Consider the following 17,244-nt stretch of genomic DNA (forward strand, 5'->3'; position numbering starts at 1 on the left):
GCTTTACTCCGCCGGACGTGGTCCAGCATCAAGACCTGAACTTTCAACTGTAAGTACTGGACGAACTACTATATCCTTATGTACACGCATTTGACAAGATAATCGTAAATGATCTTCAATTCCTTTTTCTGTCATCGCATTTTTTTCATTCGCACTCGCTTCACAAAAATCACCGGCTATAATTTCTACTCTACAAGTTGTGCAACGTGCTTTTCCGCCGCAACGATGGAGTATGTTTACACCGTTATCTTCAATTGCTAATACTAATTTTGTTCCTTCTTTTACATCAAAAGTTCCCGCACCTTCAATTGTTAATTTTGGCAAATTTGTTCCTCCTCACGTAAAATTGTACATAACATATTTATGACCGCGAATTATTGAACATAAACATAATTTTTTTATATGCCCCGTAACTTTTTTATTTGTTGAATCGTTAATTAAGTAAGCGCTGAAAAGGAGTGGTTATTTTGTGCACAAAAGTAACTCATATTTTGAAAAATCATATCGATATGAATCATTCAAATATAACTTTTTTAATTGAGCAATACGGAGAGTTGAAAAGATACTGTACATTTTTAACGAAAAATAAATGGGATGGCGAAGATCTTGCCCAAGAAACAGTTTGTAAAGCACTTCAAAAATATAGTAATAAAGATATTTGTATGACGCTCGTATATAAAATAGCTAGAAATCGTTGGTTAGATCAAATAAAGTCAAAATCAGTTCATGAAAAAATAAGAGACCAAATTACTTTTGAAGAACCACATGAAAAAATTGCAGATTTGCATGAAATGGTAGGGAAAGTGTTATCTTCATTAACTGTACAGCAATCCGCAATTTTATTATTAAAAGATGTTTTTCAATATAGTATCGCTGATATTGCTAAAGTATGTTCCGTATCGGAAGGGGCAGTAAAAGCTTCTTTGTTTCGGAGTAGAAATAGGTTGAAAACTGTAAGCGAAGAAGGGATAGAGATAGTTGAATTCACAGATGATATGGAAGTTGTAGTAACGTCTATTCGAGAAGAGAGACCGGAATTATTAACGAAACTACTTCCAACAATAGATTTTACTAAGTTACCATCTAAACAGCCAGTCTTATTATTTAATGTGAAACAACCTTCTTCCTACAGTTGTATGCTTTTAGCAGCATAACAATTATTGGAGGGATTTAAAATGAATGCAATTCCATATGTTGTAGAACAAACGAAATTAGGAGAACGTTCCTATGATATATATTCAAGGTTATTAAAAGACCGTATTGTTATTATCGGTTCAGAAATAAATGATCAAGTAGCGAGTAGTGTCGTAGCTCAATTATTATTTTTAGAAGCAGAAGATGCAGAGAAAGATATATTTTTATACATTAATAGCCCAGGCGGATCAACGACAGCAGGTTTTGCCATATTGGATACGATGAATTTAATCAAACCAGACGTGCAAACGCTATGCATGGGCTTTGCAGCATCATTTGGTGCATTGTTATTATTATCAGGTGCAAAAGGAAAACGGTTTGCACTCCCAAATAGTGAAATTATGATTCATCAGCCGCTTGGTGGTGCACAAGGGCAAGCAACGGAAATTGAAATCACAGCAAAAAGAATTTTAAAGTTAAAACATGATATTAATAAAATGATTGCAGAAAAAACAGGGCAACCGATTGAAAGAGTAGCACATGATACAGAAAGAGATTATTTTATGACTGCAGAAGAAGCGAAGGCATATGGGATTGTAGATGATGTTGTTACGAAAAAATAGCAGAAAGCAGGCTAGAGAGTAAAGTATATTCTCTAGCCTGTTTTATTAATCTTTTATCCATTTATCAACTAACGCTTGATTCTTTTTAATCCATTTTCGCGCCGCTTCTTCGGGATCTTTCGTTTTATTTAACTCGACCATTAATGTACCAAGCTGTTCATCGTTCATTTTCCATTTATCAAAGTATTTTATGATATCCGGATGATCTTTTTCGAAACCTTTACGAACGGAGTAATAAATGTCATCTTTTTCACCATATACTTTCTTAGGGTCTTTTAAATATTTTAAGTCAAATTCTGAAAAACCCCAATGTGGATTCCAAAGCGTAACAGCGATTGGTTTCTTTTTCGTATATGCTTTTTTTAGTTCACTCATCAAAGCAGCTTCAGAAGATTGGACAAGTTTTAGCTTTATATCATATTCCTTCATTGCTTTATTCGTTAAATTCATAAGACTGCTGCCAGGTTCAATTCCGACAATTTTATTATCTAGTTCATCTTTATGTGCATTTAGATCTTCAATGCTGTTTATGTTTTTCACATAAGAAGGGACAACTAAACCTAGTCCGGTTCCTTCATACCATTTTGATTTTAAGACAATATCATCTTTATAACGATCATTTAGTGGTTTATCCGTAACGGGTAGCCATACTTCTAAATTAGCATCAACATCACCGCGAGCAACACCAGTCCAAATTGCCGCTTTTTCTAAATACATGAGTTCAACTTTGTAGCCTTTTTGTTCTAGTAGTACCTTCCACATATTTGCAGTTGCAATGTTTTCTTTCCAACTTGTTACACCTAGTTTAATTTTTCCTTTCGAATTTGCATTTGTTGCATTACATGAAGAGAAAATCATAGTAATAAATAATGCAAGGCATATGAGCCATATTTTCTTTCTCATTAAAAACCTCCTAAGAAACGTTTGCTTTTTAAATAAATGTATAAGTAAGCATTCTTATTATGAACGGAAAAAAGAATTTTAAAGAAAACTTATAAATGTTATTTTTATGTAATATTTCTTTGTAAAATCGCAACACTATGTGAATAGATGGGTAGAAAAGGAGTAGTGACATGGATAATACAAAGGTGCGTGTTGAAAACGTAACAAAAGTATTCGGGAAACATCCGCAAAGAGCCCTTTCCTTATTAAAAGAAGGAAAAAGCAAATCGGAAATTTTGAAAGAGACAGGAATGAACGTTGGTGTGAAAAAAGCAACGTTTGAAGTATACTCTGGAGAAATTTTCGTTATTATGGGTTTGTCAGGTAGCGGGAAATCTACGTTAGTTCGTATGTTAAATCAATTAATTAAACCGACAGCGGGCCATATATACATAGATGGTGAAGATATCGCGACGATGGGAAAGGAAGAATTACGGAGAGTAAGAAGAACGAAAATGAGCATGGTATTTCAGAAATTCGCTCTATTCCCTCATCGTACCGTTTTGCAAAATGTTGCATATGGGTTGGAAATACAAGGAGTTCCAGTAGAGGAACGAGAGAGAAAAGCGTTAGAGTCCTTGAAGTTAGTTGGATTAGACCATCATAAAGATAATTATCCAGGTCAACTGAGTGGTGGTATGCAACAGCGTGTCGGCATTGCGAGAGCGCTTACGAATGATCCGGATGTTTTACTTATGGATGAGTCATTTAGTGCATTAGATCCACTGATTCGAAAAGAAATGCAAGATGAACTGTTAGAATTACAAGATAAAATGGAAAAAACAATTATTTTTATTACGCATGATTTAGATGAAGCCCTTCGAATTGGTGATCGAATTGCGTTAATGAAAGATGGAGAAGTTGTCCAAATTGGAACGCCAGAAGAAATTATGATGAGTCCTGCGAATGAATTTGTAGAGAAATTCGTGGCGGATGTGAATTTAGGAAAAGTAATAACGGCGGAATCTATATTAAAACGACCAGAGACGTTATTAATAGACCGTGGACCACGTGTAGCACTTCAAATTATGAGAAATGCCGGCGTTTCTACCGTATATGTTGTAAACAAAAAATATGAGTTTTTAGGAATATTAACGGCAGATGATGCGAGTAAAGCAGTACAAAAGCAATGGCCGATTGCTGATTTATTACTTACCGATATCCCGCACGTGTATTTAGATACTTTACTGGAAGAAACGTATGCGAAAATGGCGGAGATGAAATATCCGTTACCAGTAATTGATGAGAAGAAAAGGCTAAGAGGAATTATTAAACGCGAAAGTGTCATTCAAGCTCTTGCAGGTAATATTGAGGAAGAGGTGAAAGACGATGAATAGTATACCGCGTATTCCGTTAGGGGAATGGGTCGACTCATTTGTTGCAAGTTTATATGAGCACTTTGAAGGCTTATTCCGAGGATTCTCTTATATTATCGGCGGATTCGTTAATTTACTCACTAATTTTTTAACAATAATACCGGCTATATTGATGATTATCATCCTTTGTTTCCTCATTTGGTACACAACGAGAAAAGTATCTTTAGTTATTTTTACACTCATCGGATTATTATTTATTTTGAATATTAACTACTGGGCACAGACGATGCAGACATTAGCTCTTGTACTTACATCTGTTATTATTTCAATTATTGTAGGTATCCCAATTGGCATTTTAGCTTCGCAAAATGAACGGTTTTCAAAATTTTTAAAACCGACATTAGATTTTATGCAAACAATGCCGGCTTTCGTATATCTTATTCCCGCGATTACATTTTTTGGAGTAGGTGTAGTACCCGGGATTATTGCATCGGTAATCTTTGCAATGCCACCGACAATTCGCTTTACTGATTTAGGAATTAGACAAGTTCCAGAAGATTTAATAGAAGCAGCGAATGCGTTTGGCTCTACCGCATCACAAAAATTATTTAAAGTACAATTACCACTCGCAACTGGAACGATCATGGCTGGTGTGAACCAAAGTATTATGCTCTCTTTATCAATGGTAGTAACAGCATCGCTTGTAGGAGCTCCAGGTCTTGGAGTTGATGTATACCGCTCTGTGACACAAGTTAATATCGGGATGGGATTTGAAGCGGGACTAGCCATTGTTGTCATTGCGATTATATTAGATCGTATTACACAAGGATTTCACCAAAAAAGAAGATAACAAGAAAACACACTTTATTATACAAAGTGTGTTTTTTGTTTGAATAGATTATATTCGAATGATAACAGAACCGTCAGCTGACGCAAAAACTTGTTTTTTTATTTCATTGATTTAATTCTTCGATGAATAACGATATGTTTGTTTAATAGCGACTTGAAAATCTCTTCTTAAGAAGAGGATTATGTGGTGGAAAAGTATAAGTAATAAAGTACATTTTTTGGAAATTATTAAGTGGAATAGCGAATATATTAGGAGACAGTGACTTCATGTAAATAGATATTATTTTGGAAGAAATTATGAGAGGAGATGCTATTTTGTCTAAAAAGAAAAAAAGCAATGATACCTTGGCGATAGGCGTCGGTATAGGGGTTGTAATCGGTGTAGTCCAAGGTTATTTTACAAATAATTTAGTAATTGGAATTATGATTGGGATTGTAATTGGAGTTGTGGTTTTGAAGAAAAAATGAGGTGTAAATTCAATTCAAAATTGTTGTATTAAAAGAATGAATTTTCGGAATATAAATCCTATTTTTCCTTTTTTTATGATATTATATATAAAAAGGATGGTGATGGATATGCCAACAAATAATCAAGAAGAACAAAATTGCTTCATTTGTGAAAAACATAAAGGAAATATTACAGTTCCAGGTGGAGCTATTTACGAAGATGAACTCGTTTACGTTGGACATGTCCACTGGGATAGCGAAGAAACGTATCTTGGTTATGTAATGATAGATATAAAAAGACATGTACCTGGTCTTGCTGAACTAACAGATGAAGAAGCGAAAAGGTTCGGACTTATATCAAGTAGAGTAAGTAAAGCACTAAAAGAAAGTGAAGGTGCAGAACATATTTACACTTTTGTTTCAGGAAATGGTGTACCACATATGCATATGCACATCATACCGCGTTATGCAAATACACCAAAAGAGTTTTGGTCACCGACTGAAGTAGCGAAATGGATGGGTGCGCCTTATGGTGACGCAGAAAAAATCAAAAAACTATGCGAAAGAATACGAAAGTATATGGTGAGTGAATATGCAAATAACAAATAATAGACAATATTCATGGGTTGGAAGTAGAGAAATGTGCTTAGACGAAATTTCGATAAAGCAATATGGTGAAATCGTAATTGGTAAATACGGCGGAAATATAAGTGCCGGAGCAAAAAAGAATGAAGATGGTGCGTTAGTTTGGTCAAATGGTGATTGGGAATTTGCAGCTATATTAGATGGACATAATAGTGCAGAAAGTGTTGATTTAGTAGTAAATACAATTCAAAAAGAATATAAAAATATAAAAGAAATGATGAATGAATCAATTGATATAGTATTTCGATCTATTGAAAATCATATTCTTACTATCTTTCAATCTTTTTCATTTAAGGAAAAGTGTCAAAGAATTAAAGGTGAAACAGCTTGCTTACTATGTGTAAGAAAAGAAAATTATATATGGTGGCTATCTATTGGAGACTGTTTAGTTTATGTATTTCATGAAGAGTTACATAAGTTAGGACAATATGCATTAAATCAACGTCATTTTTACGAATGGATTGGAAATGTAAACACATTTGATTTACCTGTTCCTTGTTATTCAACAGGCATTCGTGAATTACGTAATGGAAAGAATCGAATTGTAATGGTGACAGATGGAGTATTAGAATGCGGGGAACGTCGGTATGAAACTCCTGTAAATCTGTATAGTGATATGAATAGAAATAATAACGTACTTAAAGTAAATATCCATAATGTTTTAGAACACGTTCACCAGCAATTAGGAAGAGATAGTGCGACGATTATTAGTTGGGACATTGATAATAAAAGAAAAGCTACTTATCCGAGTGATCAGCCAGATAAAAAGTAAAGGAGGAGACATCACTGTTTTTAGTTAAAGGAATTTTATTAATAGTATGGATCATATTCTTAGTTGTTTTGGAAAAAGTAGTGAGAAAAAAATTAAATATACCGAAACAAACAGACTGGAATAGTAAATATGTAAACAACGCTCATAAATGGGGCACTAGGGCTCTTATCGTTTCTTATATAATTGTTACGCTGATATGTGCTACTTTAAATCCTATTTATATTAGTAATTTACCCATTTTATTTTTAATAACCTTATACTGCTTTCAATCATATATGGAATGGAAATTTGATAAAGAATCGAGGGAATATGTCATTTCTTTAGGAACGGTTCCGTTATTAATAATAACAGGAATTATGCTTAATCTTTTCTTTTATAGATATTGGATTTAATTATATATGGAATGAATGGGGAGACAAAATGAAAATGCCTAAATTACGTGCTGAAGCAATGATTGTAAATAAAGATCATTCTAAAGTACTAGTACAATGTGATTTAAGTGAAACATTTTATCGTTTTCCAGGAGGCTCTATTGAATTTGGTGAACCAGCAAAAGAAACGATAATACGAGAATTAATGGAAGAATACGATTTGAAAATTAATGTCCAAGAGCTAGCTGTTGTAAATGAGCATATTTTCGAGTGGAACAACGAAAAAGGACATCATTGTACATTGATACATTGGGGAACTGTTCAAGAGATGGTTACAAATGAAATAAGGCATAAAGAACATGAGAATATTATATTAATATGGAAGAGCATAGAGGAATTAAAGGAGAAGCCAACATATCCTGAAGGAATTGTAAGTTATTTAGAAGAGAATAACCATAATATAGTCCACTTTGTTTCTAAAAATATATAAAGTAATTGGAGGGATAACAATGGATACCTCTACAATTTTAATTATTATTATTGGATTGGGTATAGGTGGTTACTTTTTAGAACAGTTTTTAAGAAGAAAATTAAATATGGAGAAAAGAGGCTTCTTTGGATATAAGCATGTGAATAGTTTACATGTAAAATTAGAAATAGGTCTTATTATTATTTATGTAATAAGTAGTTGTTATTATATGTTTAAATTTGAAAACGCTAAAATGGCTTATGTCATGTTCACTTATTTAGGGATATCATGGACTTTAAGAGCATGGATGGAATGGAAATATGATAGAAAATCAAAAGAATATATACTTTCGATAACGGGAATGGTTTTTTTTATATTGATGCTCTCGATACTATTTTATTTCGTTCCACCTGCTGTATAATTAAAAATTTGATTATAAATAATGATATAACTAATAAATAAGAAACCATTTATTGCTAAATGGTTTCTTATTTAATTTAAACATTTAATTTCGCTAATACGGATTTAATGAAATTTGTTTTATCCTCTGCATATTGATGTTTATCATTAGGATTAGCTTTTGAAAGTTGAATCTTCAACTGTTCATACTGTATACGAGCAGTCTTATTGTCTATTAAGTAATCTCGAAATTGTAATTGTTCTATTAAATGTTTATTCCTTTGTTCATACATATGAATTTGATGAGTTCTTGGTTCACCTTTATTAAAATAATATCTTTCGGGTAATACATCCTTTCTATATTTATAATTTAATAGTTCTAACTTTTGAATACATTTTAAACCGTCTTTATAATCTTCTAGTTCGATTGCAATATCAATAATTGGCTTTGCACTTAAATGCGGAATAGCAGTACTGCCAATATGGTGTATGGCTAAAATATGTTCGCCAATTTGTTTCTCAATGAATTGTTTCTCTTTCATAAACTCAAATTCCCATTCCTCAGTCCACGGAACTAAAAACACTTTACCATAGGGTAAACCTAACATTTAATTAGCACCTCTTTCAAAATGTTTTTCAATAAAGGTAATTACATTTTCTTAAAGCTTCTCAAAACAAGATATTCCCACAATCTCCAAGGAAGAATTTTCTTTGCAAAGATCATAAATTTTACACCTTTACCGATTGGATAACGTAAATTCGTACGCTTAGACTCAGCAATTTCTACAATTTTATTAGCAACATCTATCGGATTACCAAATGTATCACTGCCGCTATTAATATGTTTTTGTATTTTTTCCATATATTCTTTGTAAGGAGAAGATGTATCAGATTGGTTTGTAGCTAGTTGTTTACCAACTTCCCAAATATTTGTGTTATAAGAACCTGGTTCTATTAAAGCAACATCTATTCCAAAAGGTTTCACTTCTAAACGAAGGGATTCACTCCATCCTTCTAATGCATATTTGGAAGAAACGTAAGGAGATAGACCAGGGAATCCGACTTGACCACTAATGCTGCTTATATTAATGATTTTTCCGCTTTTTTGTTCTCTCATATATGGTAAAACAAGCTGAGTGATTGAAATAGCACCAAAAAGATTCGTTTCAAATTGTTTACGGTATTCTTCTACTGGAATTTCTTCTACAAAGCCACCATTTGCATATCCTGCATTATTAATAAGGAGGTCCACTTTGTTTATTTCTTTTAAAACGAATTGAAAGTTATGTATAGAGTTTTGATCGGTTACATCTAATTGCTGAACTGTTATGTTGTGCAACAAGTTGAGTTGAGTAGCTTGAGATAGTAAGTTCGCTTGTTTTTCAAGGTTTCTCATTGTAGCGATAACTAAATAATCTTTTTTTGCGAGTTCGAGTGTAGTTAATAGTCCAAATCCACTTGAGGATCCTGTAATAATTGCGACTTTTTTGTTCATTTTCTGCCAGCTTTCTTTTTCTTTTATCATAACGAGTTATGATAAGAAAATCTATTATTCTTACATTCGTTTTGAGAGCATTACCCGTTAATTCTATATTCTATGAGATTTTTAAAAGAGGAAATTATACGGACTCAGCGTATATAGAGAAGTGAGTATGAATACGTTTATGAAATGAGGGAAGAATAATGGCCCATGTGAAGGATGTATTAGCAGATCAGTTATTAGCGAATGCGAACGATCCTAGTTGGTATATTCCGTTTTCAGATGCAGTGAAAGATCTATCTGAGAGAGAAGCTTTCTGGAAACCGAATGAAGAGAGTAATAGTATAGCTGAAATTGTACAACATTTATTGTATTGGAATTCTACGTGGCAAACTAGATATAAAGAATCGAATGTGAATGCTGTGCCCGCTATTGGAGATAATAACAAAAGTTTTATGCTTTCAAATAATCAAACTTTCGATGAATTACGAGAAAAACTACTAGAGAAACTGTTACTATGGCAAAATCTCATAAATGAAGAAAAGGTTGAAAGCGATGTAGTGGGATTTCCTGTTTCTGCAAAGTGGTGGGAAGTGTTAGCCAATGTAACTACTCATAATGCATATCATATCGGTCAAATTATTTACATCCGAAAATTACAGAAGAGTTTTGATGGTGAATAAGATAATAATTTTCAAATTAGGTGAACAAAAGTGGACAAAACGAGACTAATGTCTCATTTTGTCCACTTTTTTATTTTCAACATAGAGAGAAAACCTATTAAATCAAGGATTGGAAATTGGCACGGTACTTGCAATATAAAAGATGAACAAGAAAATAGGAGGGCTGAACATGTTAAAAACAACTGAAAGTAAAGGGAATGGAATTACGAAAGAACAAGCTCGCTGGATGTACGAAAAAATGTTAGAGATTCGTAAGTTTGAAGATAAGGTGCATGAATTATTCGCGCAAGGCGTTCTGCCAGGTTTCGTTCATTTATACGCTGGGGAAGAAGCGGTAGCAGTTGGTGTATGTGCTCACTTAACGGATAGTGACAGTATTACAAGTACGCATAGAGGCCATGGGCATTGTATCGCAAAAGGTTGTGATTTAAACGGTATGATGGCTGAACTTTTCGGGAAAGCGACAGGATTATGTAAAGGTAAAGGCGGATCCATGCATATTGCTGATTTAGATAAAGGAATGCTTGGTGCAAATGGTATTGTAGGCGGTGGTTTCCCGCTTGCCTGCGGCTCGGCATTAACAGCTAAATATAAAGGAACGAAAGATGTAAGTGTTTGTTTCTTCGGTGATGGAGCAAATAATGAAGGTACGTTTCATGAAGGGGTTAACTTAGCGGCGATTTGGAAGTTACCAGTTATTTTTATCGCTGAAAATAACGGTTACGGTGAAGCAACGACATTTGAATATGCTTCAAGTTGTGATTCTATTGCGGATCGTGCGAAAGCTTATAACATTCCAGGTGTTCAAGTGGATGGAAAAGATCTGCTAGCTGTATATAAAGCTGCTGAAGAAGCAGTAGAACGTGCGCGTAATGGCGGTGGTCCAACAATAATTGAATGTATGACATATCGTAATTACGGTCATTTCGAAGGTGAAGCACAAACGTATAAAACTTCAGAAGAAAAAGAAGAACATTTAAATGAAAAAGATGCGATTGTGAATTTCCGTAAGCATTTAATTCATGAAGCTTTATTAACTGAATCTGAGCTTGTAGATATGGAAAAGGCAGTAGATGAAGCGGTTCAAAAATCAATTGAATTTAGTGAAAATAGTCCATATCCAGAGGATGAAGAGTTATTAAAAGATGTATACGTTTCTTACAAATAAGAGGAGGGTGAAAAATAATGACTAGAACAGTAAGTATGTCAACTGCAATTAATGAAGCGATGAAAATCTCAATGCGTCGTGATGAAAATGTAATTTTAATAGGAGAAGACGTTGCAGGTGGTGCACAAGTTGATCACTTGCAAGATGATGAAGCATGGGGCGGTGTTCTTGGTGTTACGAAAGGCCTTGTACAAGAATTTGGTCGAAATCGTATTTTAGATACACCAATTTCAGAAGCGGGTTACATGGGAGCAGCAATGGCAGCTGCGGCAACAGGACTACGTCCGATTGCTGAATTAATGTTTAATGATTTTATCGGTAGTTGTCTTGATCAAGTATTAAACCAAGGTGCAAAGTTCCGCTATATGTTCGGTGGTAAAGCCAAAGTGCCAGTTACGGTACGTACGATGCATGGTGCAGGTTTTAGCGCAGCAGCACAGCATTCACAAAGTTTATATGCGTTATTTACGAGTATTCCAGGAATTAAAGTTGTCGTTCCTTCCACTCCGTATGACGCAAAAGGCTTATTGTTAGCGGCAATTGAAGATGATGACCCAGTAATTTTCTTTGAAGATAAAACACTTTACAACATGAAAGGTGAAGTGCCAGAAGGGTACTATACAATTCCTTTAGGGAAAGCAGATATTAAACGAGAAGGTTCTGATGTCACAATTGTCGCAATCGGAAAACAAGTTCATACAGCACTTGCAGCTGCAAAGCAATTATCGAAAAAGGGACTTGAAGTAGAAGTAATTGATCCACGTTCTTTATCACCACTGGATGAAGATACGATTTTAGCATCAGTTGAAAAAACAAATCGCCTTATTGTTATTGATGAAGCAAACCCAAGATGTAGTATCGCAACAGATATTGCGGCAATTGTAGCGGATAAAGGATTTGATTTATTAGATGCACCTATTAAACGAATTACAGCACCACATACACCAGTTCCGTTCTCGCCACCACTTGAAAAGTTATATTTACCAACGCCGGAAAAAGTAATTGAAACTGTATCAGAAATGATCGGAGACCAAACTTTATTACATGTGTAATAAAACGATGAGAAGGGAGAGAGAAGCATGGCTGTAGAAGTTGTAATGCCGAAGTTAGGTATGGCGATGAAAGAAGGTATTATTACGAGCTGGAATATTAAAGCAGGCGATCATGTATCAAAAGGTGAACTAATTGCTAGTATTAATTCGGAAAAAATCGAAACTGAAATAGAAGCACCAGCGGATGGAACTGTTCTTGATATAGCTGTAAGTGAAGATGAGGGAGTTCCACCTGGCACTGTCATTTGCTATATCGGTAAGCTGAACGAAAAAGTAGAAATCAATGAAAGTATAAATGTTGTAGAAGAAAAAGCACCTAATCTAGAGCCTAAAAAGGTCCAACATCCAGAACCATATGCGAAAGAAGTGGCGAAGAAAAGAATCAAAATTTCACCTGTAGCGAAGAAAATTGCAAAGTCTGAAAATCTAGATATCAAAGCATTAGTTGGTACAGGACCTGGCGGAAGGATTATAAAAGTAGACGTATTAAAAGCGATTGAAGAAAGAGTAACAATTCCAGAAGTACTTGAACAAGAAGAAAGTAAAGTAATTCCTGTTACTGGTATGCGGAAAGCAATCGCAAACCGTATGCATGCAAGTTTACAAAATAGTGCGCAATTAACATTAACGATGAAAGTAGATGTTACAGATTTAGTTGCTTTACATAAAGAAATAGCGGCAGTTGTACAAAAACGATACGATAACAAACTAACTATTACGGATTTCGTTTCTCGTGCTGTTGTATTAGCGCTTGGAGAGCATAAAGAAATGAACAGTGCTTATATGGATGATACAATTCATCAATTTGAACATGTTCATTTAGGCATGGCAGTCGCATTAGAAAAAGGATTAGTCGTTCCAGCTATTCGCTTTGCTAATAATTTATCTTTAGTAGAGTTATCTAAACAAATTAAAAACGTTGCACAAAAAGCAAGAGAAGGTAGTTTAAGTAGTGATGATATGCAAGGTACAACCTTTACAATTAGTAATTTAGGTAGCTTTGGAATCGAATATTTTACGCCAGTATTAAATACGCCGGAAACTGGTATTTTAGGTGTAGGTGCAATTGAACATGTTCCAGTATATAAAGGAAAGAAAATAAAAAAAGGCAGTATGTTACCTTTAAGTTTAACATTCGATCATCGTGTATTAGATGGCGCACCAGCAGCTGCATTTTTACGCACAATTAAACGTTATTTAGAAGAACCTGTAACAATTCTTTTATAAAGAGAAGGTGAGAGAATGAGTAAACTAGTCGTTATTGGTGGCGGACCTGCTGGCTATGTAGCGGCAATTACCGCGGCTCAAAATGGAAAAGATGTCACTCTTATTGATGAAGCTGATCTTGGCGGGACTTGTTTAAATGTTGGGTGCATGCCTACAAAATCATTGTTAGAAAGTGCAGAAGTGCATGATATTGTGAGAAAAGCGAATCATTATGGAGTTACACTTAACAATGGAAGTATATCAATTGATTGGAAGCAAATGCAGGCGAGGAAATCACAAATCGTAACGCAGCTCGTCCAAGGAATTCAATATTTAATGAAGAAAAATAAAATAAAAGTTATACAAGGTAAAGCGAAATTTGAAACGGATCATCGTGTGCGAGTTATATACGGCGATAAAGAAGTTGTAGTAGATGGAGAACAGTTCATTATAGCGACAGGTTCAGAACCGACTGCATTACCCTTTGCTTTATTTGACGGAAAGTGGATTTTAAATAGTAACCATGCAATGTCCATAGATCATATACCAAAATCATTATTAATCGTTGGCGGTGGTGTAATAGGATGCGAGTTTGCAAGTATTTATAGTCGTCTTGGAACAAAAGTTACGATTGTTGAAATGGCACCGCAATTATTACCAGGTGAAGATGAAGATATTGCATACATTTTAAGAGGAAAACTAGAAAATGATGGCGTAGAAATATTTACAGGAGCAGCTTTAAAAGGATTAAATAATTATAAGAAGCAGGCTTTATTTGAATATGAAGACAGTATCCAAGAAGTTAATCCAGAATTTGTTCTCGTTTCTGTCGGCAGAAAACCACGTGTACAACAATTAGATTTAGAAAAAGCAGGCATTCAATATTCAAATAAAGGAATTTCTGTGAATGAACATATGCAAACCAATGTATCACATATTTACGCAGCAGGAGATGTGATTGGTGGAATCCAGCTTGCTCACGTTGCCTTCCATGAAGGAACTACGGCAGCATTACACGCGAGTGGAGAAGGTGTAAAAGTAAACTACCATGCTGTACCTCGCTGTATTTATACAGCTCCAGAAATTGCTAGTGTCGGTTTAACAGAAAAAGATGCAAGAGAGCAGTACGGTGACATACAAATTGGAGAATTTCCTTTTACAGCAAACGGAAAAGCGCTTATTATTGGCGAACAAACGGGTAAAGTAAAAGTTATTGTGGAACCAAAATATCAAGAAATTGTAGGGATTTCTATTATTGGTCCACATGCAACTGAACTGATTGGACAAGGAACTGTAATGATTCATACAGAAGTTACCGCTGATATTATGAGAGATTATATTGCGGCACACCCAACTTTATCTGAAGCGATTCATGAAGCGCTATTGCAAGCGGTAGGACATGCTGTACATGCTTAAATAGAAATATGATAAACCACTATTCTCTAAATGAAAGAGAGAATAGTGGTTTGAATTTTTATAGAAGAAATTAAATATCTTATTACTATTTAATTTCAATAGCTGAAGTTTTATCGTTCCATTCAGCAGATAAATTAGCAGTTTTACCATACCAATCAGCGTGTTTAAATATAACACCTTTTCCTAATCCTTGTGTAGAAGTATGCTCCCAAAGTGTCGTTGAATAACTTGCAGAAGGTGACGCCGTACTTACAGAAGAAATTCTATCGTTCCAGCTAGATGGTAAGTTTTTAAAGCCACTGCTCCAGTAAATGTATTGTCCACCTTTATTTATATGTTCATAAAAATCAGTACTACCAGCGCCGCTACCTAAAGGATTAATTTTATTTTTAAGTACTTTTTTATCCTTTTCAATATAAGCATCTAATGTTTCTCTACTAGTAGAACCGTAAGCTAGCCAATCTCCATTTTCATTTTGCTCTGGTAATACCATAGTAATTTGGATGTCTTTCTTATCTTGATCACTTAATTTTGTAAGAGAATTAACATTCTGTTCATCCACTTTTAAATAATCAAAAGACTTAATTGTGTTACCTTTTTCTTCAGCACTTGCTATTCCTAGTCCTCCAGTTAATGCAAATCCCGCTACTAATTTCTTCAACATATAACCATCCATTTTTGTTTAGATTTTTGTACATGTGAATCTTTGTACTAGTAAAATGCATTCTAATTATCTAATATTGTAAATATTGTGAAGTTTTAGAAATAAAAGGCGGAATATTTACAGTTTTTCATTTTTTCTTTAGAAAAAATAGTTATTGGAATGATATAATAAATAGATGTATTGCTTTTGTTGGATCTTAAAATATTTTAGGGGGAAAGTTTTTGAAGTATTTTAATAAAGATTGGTATAAAGAAATGCAAGTATCTGGTTTTTTAAATTTCCCAGAAACAGTAGAAGAATGGGAAGAGATGTTGCGAGAGAGCGAAAAGGTAGGAATGGATTATAAGCAAAGTTTAAGAGAAGACGTGGAAGAAAAGAAAGAAGATTTATTAAAGTTCCTCCCTAAATCACTGCATCCATACATTCATGACAATACAATTAATTCAGAATACCCAACGGAAAAATTAAAGAGACTTATGCTTGAGTGGACAAAAGATTATGAGAAAAGAATGAATGATTTAGAGCAAGCCTATATAGATAATTATAATTCTATAAAAGAACAGCTCGCGCAGAATATCGTTCAACTACATGAATACTCACTACATGACAGTGTAGTCCAATCAGTGGAGAAAAAATCAGAAGCTACGCTAATTATAACTTTAGATTGCAGTGGTACTTTCAGTGAATTTGATAAACTACAAGCAACTTTTATAGGAGTAACGAAATGTTCTATCCCGGAAAATTTTGAAGGTGCTTGGTGGTTATGTCATGAAATAGATTTTGCTGAAGATGGTTTTGAACTAGGGGTTTTATTTGATTGTCCATTTGAAGAAGTGATGATTTGTGCAAAAAATGTATTGCTGGAAATAGATAACTAGTAAACTTTATAACTCTATAAATAAAAAACAGTCTTATATGACTGTTTTTTATTTAGATACTAAATGATCCAGCTTCCAATATGTATCTGTTAATGGCGCAGCTTTGCTATCTATGTATAAATACATATTATTTAAATCTTTTGGAGAATCTTTCATATTAAATACAATGTCGGTAGTTAAAGAAAACTCAGATGGAACCTTTTTAGCATTTTCATTTTGTATAACTCCACCTTTGTATTTTTTACCCGTTTTTTCATCTTTTATGAAATATTTTATTTCTGAAAGATCTATCGTTTGTCCGTCAACACGAGCATTATTTATAGTAACGCGAGCTGTGAGACGCCACTCTTTGTCTATTTTTTCGAATTTAGCATTTTCAACAGTTGCTCTATAGTATTCGTTTTTAACTATTTCCCCATAGTGCATTGCATTCTTTTCAATAGCGCTCTTTTCTTGTTTTTGTGTAGTATTCCCATTACATCCTGCCATAAGTCCTACAAATAATAATGCTGTACAAGTTACTTTCATTATAGATTTCATAATAATTCCTTTCTGTGTTAAAAAGTAAAACATAGGAATAATTTTACATCAATAGGAAGGTAAATGGAAGTGCGTTTGCGGAATATATAAATATACATTTATTTCATTATCTAGTTAAGGGGATGGAAAGAGGGGAAAAGCTGAATAAAACGGAGTGAATAAGAATTGAAAATATTGTAAAGCGGAAGAG

22 protein-coding genes are annotated in these 17,244 nt (G+C 34.0%); 16 read left to right on the forward strand and 6 right to left on the reverse strand.

Features of this window, described 5'->3' with window-relative positions:
• Positions 1-3: 3 nt before the first annotated feature.
• A complete protein-coding gene (locus tag ACTFNE_RS06385; RefSeq protein ID WP_001125380.1) occupies positions 4-324 on the reverse strand; it encodes a 2Fe-2S iron-sulfur cluster-binding protein in 321 nt (106 codons plus the stop codon).
• Between the two features lie 143 nt (positions 325-467).
• Between ACTFNE_RS06385 and ACTFNE_RS06390 the strand changes: the two genes are divergently transcribed.
• A complete protein-coding gene (locus tag ACTFNE_RS06390; RefSeq protein ID WP_046199081.1) occupies positions 468-1,154 on the forward strand; it encodes an RNA polymerase subunit sigma-70 in 687 nt (228 codons plus the stop codon).
• Between the two features lie 21 nt (positions 1,155-1,175).
• Complete coding sequence (gene clpP / locus ACTFNE_RS06395; protein WP_000991625.1) at positions 1,176-1,757, forward strand: ATP-dependent Clp endopeptidase proteolytic subunit ClpP; 582 nt, start codon at positions 1,176-1,178, stop codon at positions 1,755-1,757.
• A gap of 45 nt (positions 1,758-1,802) precedes the next feature.
• Here the strand turns inward: clpP and ACTFNE_RS06400 are convergent, their stop codons facing one another.
• Complete coding sequence (locus tag ACTFNE_RS06400) at positions 1,803-2,660, reverse strand: glycine betaine ABC transporter substrate-binding protein (protein ID WP_046199082.1); 858 nt, start codon at positions 2,658-2,660, stop codon at positions 1,803-1,805.
• A 170-nt stretch (positions 2,661-2,830) separates the two neighbouring features.
• Here ACTFNE_RS06400 and ACTFNE_RS06405 point away from each other — a divergent pair, with 170 nt between their 5' ends.
• The 8 genes from ACTFNE_RS06405 to ACTFNE_RS06440 all read left to right on the forward strand — a co-directional run bounded on the left by ACTFNE_RS06405 (position 2,831) and on the right by ACTFNE_RS06440 (position 7,989).
• Positions 2,831-4,036: a quaternary amine ABC transporter ATP-binding protein gene (locus tag ACTFNE_RS06405; protein WP_046199083.1), complete on the forward strand. Its 1,206-nt coding sequence runs from the start codon at positions 2,831-2,833 to the stop codon at positions 4,034-4,036.
• Positions 4,029-4,865 (forward strand): ABC transporter permease, encoded by an 837-nt coding sequence (locus ACTFNE_RS06410; protein ID WP_046199084.1) that lies wholly within the window; start codon positions 4,029-4,031, stop codon positions 4,863-4,865. Before ACTFNE_RS06405 ends, ACTFNE_RS06410 begins: the two co-directional genes overlap by 8 nt.
• A gap of 296 nt (positions 4,866-5,161) precedes the next feature.
• Entirely contained in the window at positions 5,162-5,332 is a 171-nt protein-coding gene (locus ACTFNE_RS06415; RefSeq protein ID WP_046199170.1) for a hypothetical protein, read from the forward strand.
• A gap of 102 nt (positions 5,333-5,434) precedes the next feature.
• Positions 5,435-5,920: an HIT family protein gene (locus ACTFNE_RS06420; RefSeq protein WP_046199085.1), complete on the forward strand. Its 486-nt coding sequence runs from the start codon at positions 5,435-5,437 to the stop codon at positions 5,918-5,920.
• Positions 5,904-6,728 carry a PP2C family serine/threonine-protein phosphatase gene (locus ACTFNE_RS06425; RefSeq protein WP_270704860.1) on the forward strand — a complete coding sequence of 275 codons (825 nt, stop codon included), beginning with the start codon at positions 5,904-5,906 and terminating at the stop codon, positions 6,726-6,728. The genes ACTFNE_RS06420 and ACTFNE_RS06425 overlap by 17 nt, the downstream gene beginning before the upstream one ends.
• A gap of 68 nt (positions 6,729-6,796) precedes the next feature.
• Positions 6,797-7,120 carry a DUF4181 domain-containing protein gene (locus ACTFNE_RS06430; RefSeq protein WP_002197847.1) on the forward strand — a complete coding sequence of 108 codons (324 nt, stop codon included), beginning with the start codon at positions 6,797-6,799 and terminating at the stop codon, positions 7,118-7,120.
• Positions 7,121-7,148: 28 nt separating this feature from the next.
• Entirely contained in the window at positions 7,149-7,589 is a 441-nt protein-coding gene (locus ACTFNE_RS06435; RefSeq protein WP_046199087.1) for an NUDIX domain-containing protein, read from the forward strand.
• Positions 7,590-7,608: 19 nt separating this feature from the next.
• Positions 7,609-7,989 carry a DUF4181 domain-containing protein gene (locus ACTFNE_RS06440; protein ID WP_046199088.1) on the forward strand — a complete coding sequence of 127 codons (381 nt, stop codon included), beginning with the start codon at positions 7,609-7,611 and terminating at the stop codon, positions 7,987-7,989.
• Between the two features lie 76 nt (positions 7,990-8,065).
• Here ACTFNE_RS06440 and ACTFNE_RS06445 read toward each other — a convergent pair whose 3' ends face one another.
• Positions 8,066-8,575: a GrpB family protein gene (locus ACTFNE_RS06445; RefSeq protein ID WP_000901197.1), complete on the reverse strand. Its 510-nt coding sequence runs from the start codon at positions 8,573-8,575 to the stop codon at positions 8,066-8,068.
• A gap of 41 nt (positions 8,576-8,616) precedes the next feature.
• Complete coding sequence (locus ACTFNE_RS06450) at positions 8,617-9,462, reverse strand: oxidoreductase (protein ID WP_046199089.1); 846 nt, start codon at positions 9,460-9,462, stop codon at positions 8,617-8,619.
• 188 nt (positions 9,463-9,650) lie between these two features.
• Between ACTFNE_RS06450 and ACTFNE_RS06455 the strand changes: the two genes are divergently transcribed.
• The 5 genes from ACTFNE_RS06455 to lpdA all read left to right on the forward strand — a co-directional run bounded on the left by ACTFNE_RS06455 (position 9,651) and on the right by lpdA (position 14,972).
• Positions 9,651-10,130 (forward strand): DinB family protein, encoded by a 480-nt coding sequence (locus ACTFNE_RS06455; RefSeq protein WP_046199090.1) that lies wholly within the window; start codon positions 9,651-9,653, stop codon positions 10,128-10,130.
• Between the two features lie 169 nt (positions 10,131-10,299).
• Positions 10,300-11,298, forward strand: coding sequence for an acetoin:2,6-dichlorophenolindophenol oxidoreductase subunit alpha (gene acoA, locus ACTFNE_RS06460; protein WP_000921306.1), 999 nt, complete (start codon positions 10,300-10,302; stop codon positions 11,296-11,298).
• Positions 11,299-11,315: 17 nt separating this feature from the next.
• A complete protein-coding gene (acoB, locus tag ACTFNE_RS06465) occupies positions 11,316-12,350 on the forward strand; it encodes an acetoin:2,6-dichlorophenolindophenol oxidoreductase subunit beta (RefSeq protein ID WP_074564254.1) in 1,035 nt (344 codons plus the stop codon).
• Positions 12,351-12,377: 27 nt separating this feature from the next.
• Complete coding sequence (locus ACTFNE_RS06470; protein ID WP_000257749.1) at positions 12,378-13,577, forward strand: dihydrolipoamide acetyltransferase family protein; 1,200 nt, start codon at positions 12,378-12,380, stop codon at positions 13,575-13,577.
• Between the two features lie 15 nt (positions 13,578-13,592).
• On the forward strand, positions 13,593-14,972 hold the full coding sequence (gene lpdA / locus ACTFNE_RS06475; RefSeq protein ID WP_270704858.1) for a dihydrolipoyl dehydrogenase: 1,380 nt from the start codon (positions 13,593-13,595) through the stop codon (positions 14,970-14,972).
• Positions 14,973-15,057: 85 nt separating this feature from the next.
• On the opposite strand, the gene ACTFNE_RS06480 is transcribed toward lpdA, so the two are convergent.
• Positions 15,058-15,648 carry a hypothetical protein gene (locus ACTFNE_RS06480; protein WP_439997967.1) on the reverse strand — a complete coding sequence of 197 codons (591 nt, stop codon included), beginning with the start codon at positions 15,646-15,648 and terminating at the stop codon, positions 15,058-15,060.
• A 209-nt stretch (positions 15,649-15,857) separates the two neighbouring features.
• Between ACTFNE_RS06480 and ACTFNE_RS06485 the strand changes: the two genes are divergently transcribed.
• A complete protein-coding gene (locus ACTFNE_RS06485) occupies positions 15,858-16,514 on the forward strand; it encodes a DUF4085 family protein (protein ID WP_270704856.1) in 657 nt (218 codons plus the stop codon).
• Between the two features lie 48 nt (positions 16,515-16,562).
• Here the strand turns inward: ACTFNE_RS06485 and ACTFNE_RS06490 are convergent, their stop codons facing one another.
• Positions 16,563-17,054, reverse strand: coding sequence for a hypothetical protein (locus ACTFNE_RS06490; RefSeq protein ID WP_270704855.1), 492 nt, complete (start codon positions 17,052-17,054; stop codon positions 16,563-16,565).
• Between the last annotated feature and the right edge of the window lie 190 nt (positions 17,055-17,244).

The organism is Bacillus cereus group sp. MYBKT111-2 (assembly GCF_051915205.1).
GTDB classification, from domain to species: domain Bacteria; phylum Bacillota; class Bacilli; order Bacillales; family Bacillaceae_G; genus Bacillus_A; species Bacillus_A paranthracis.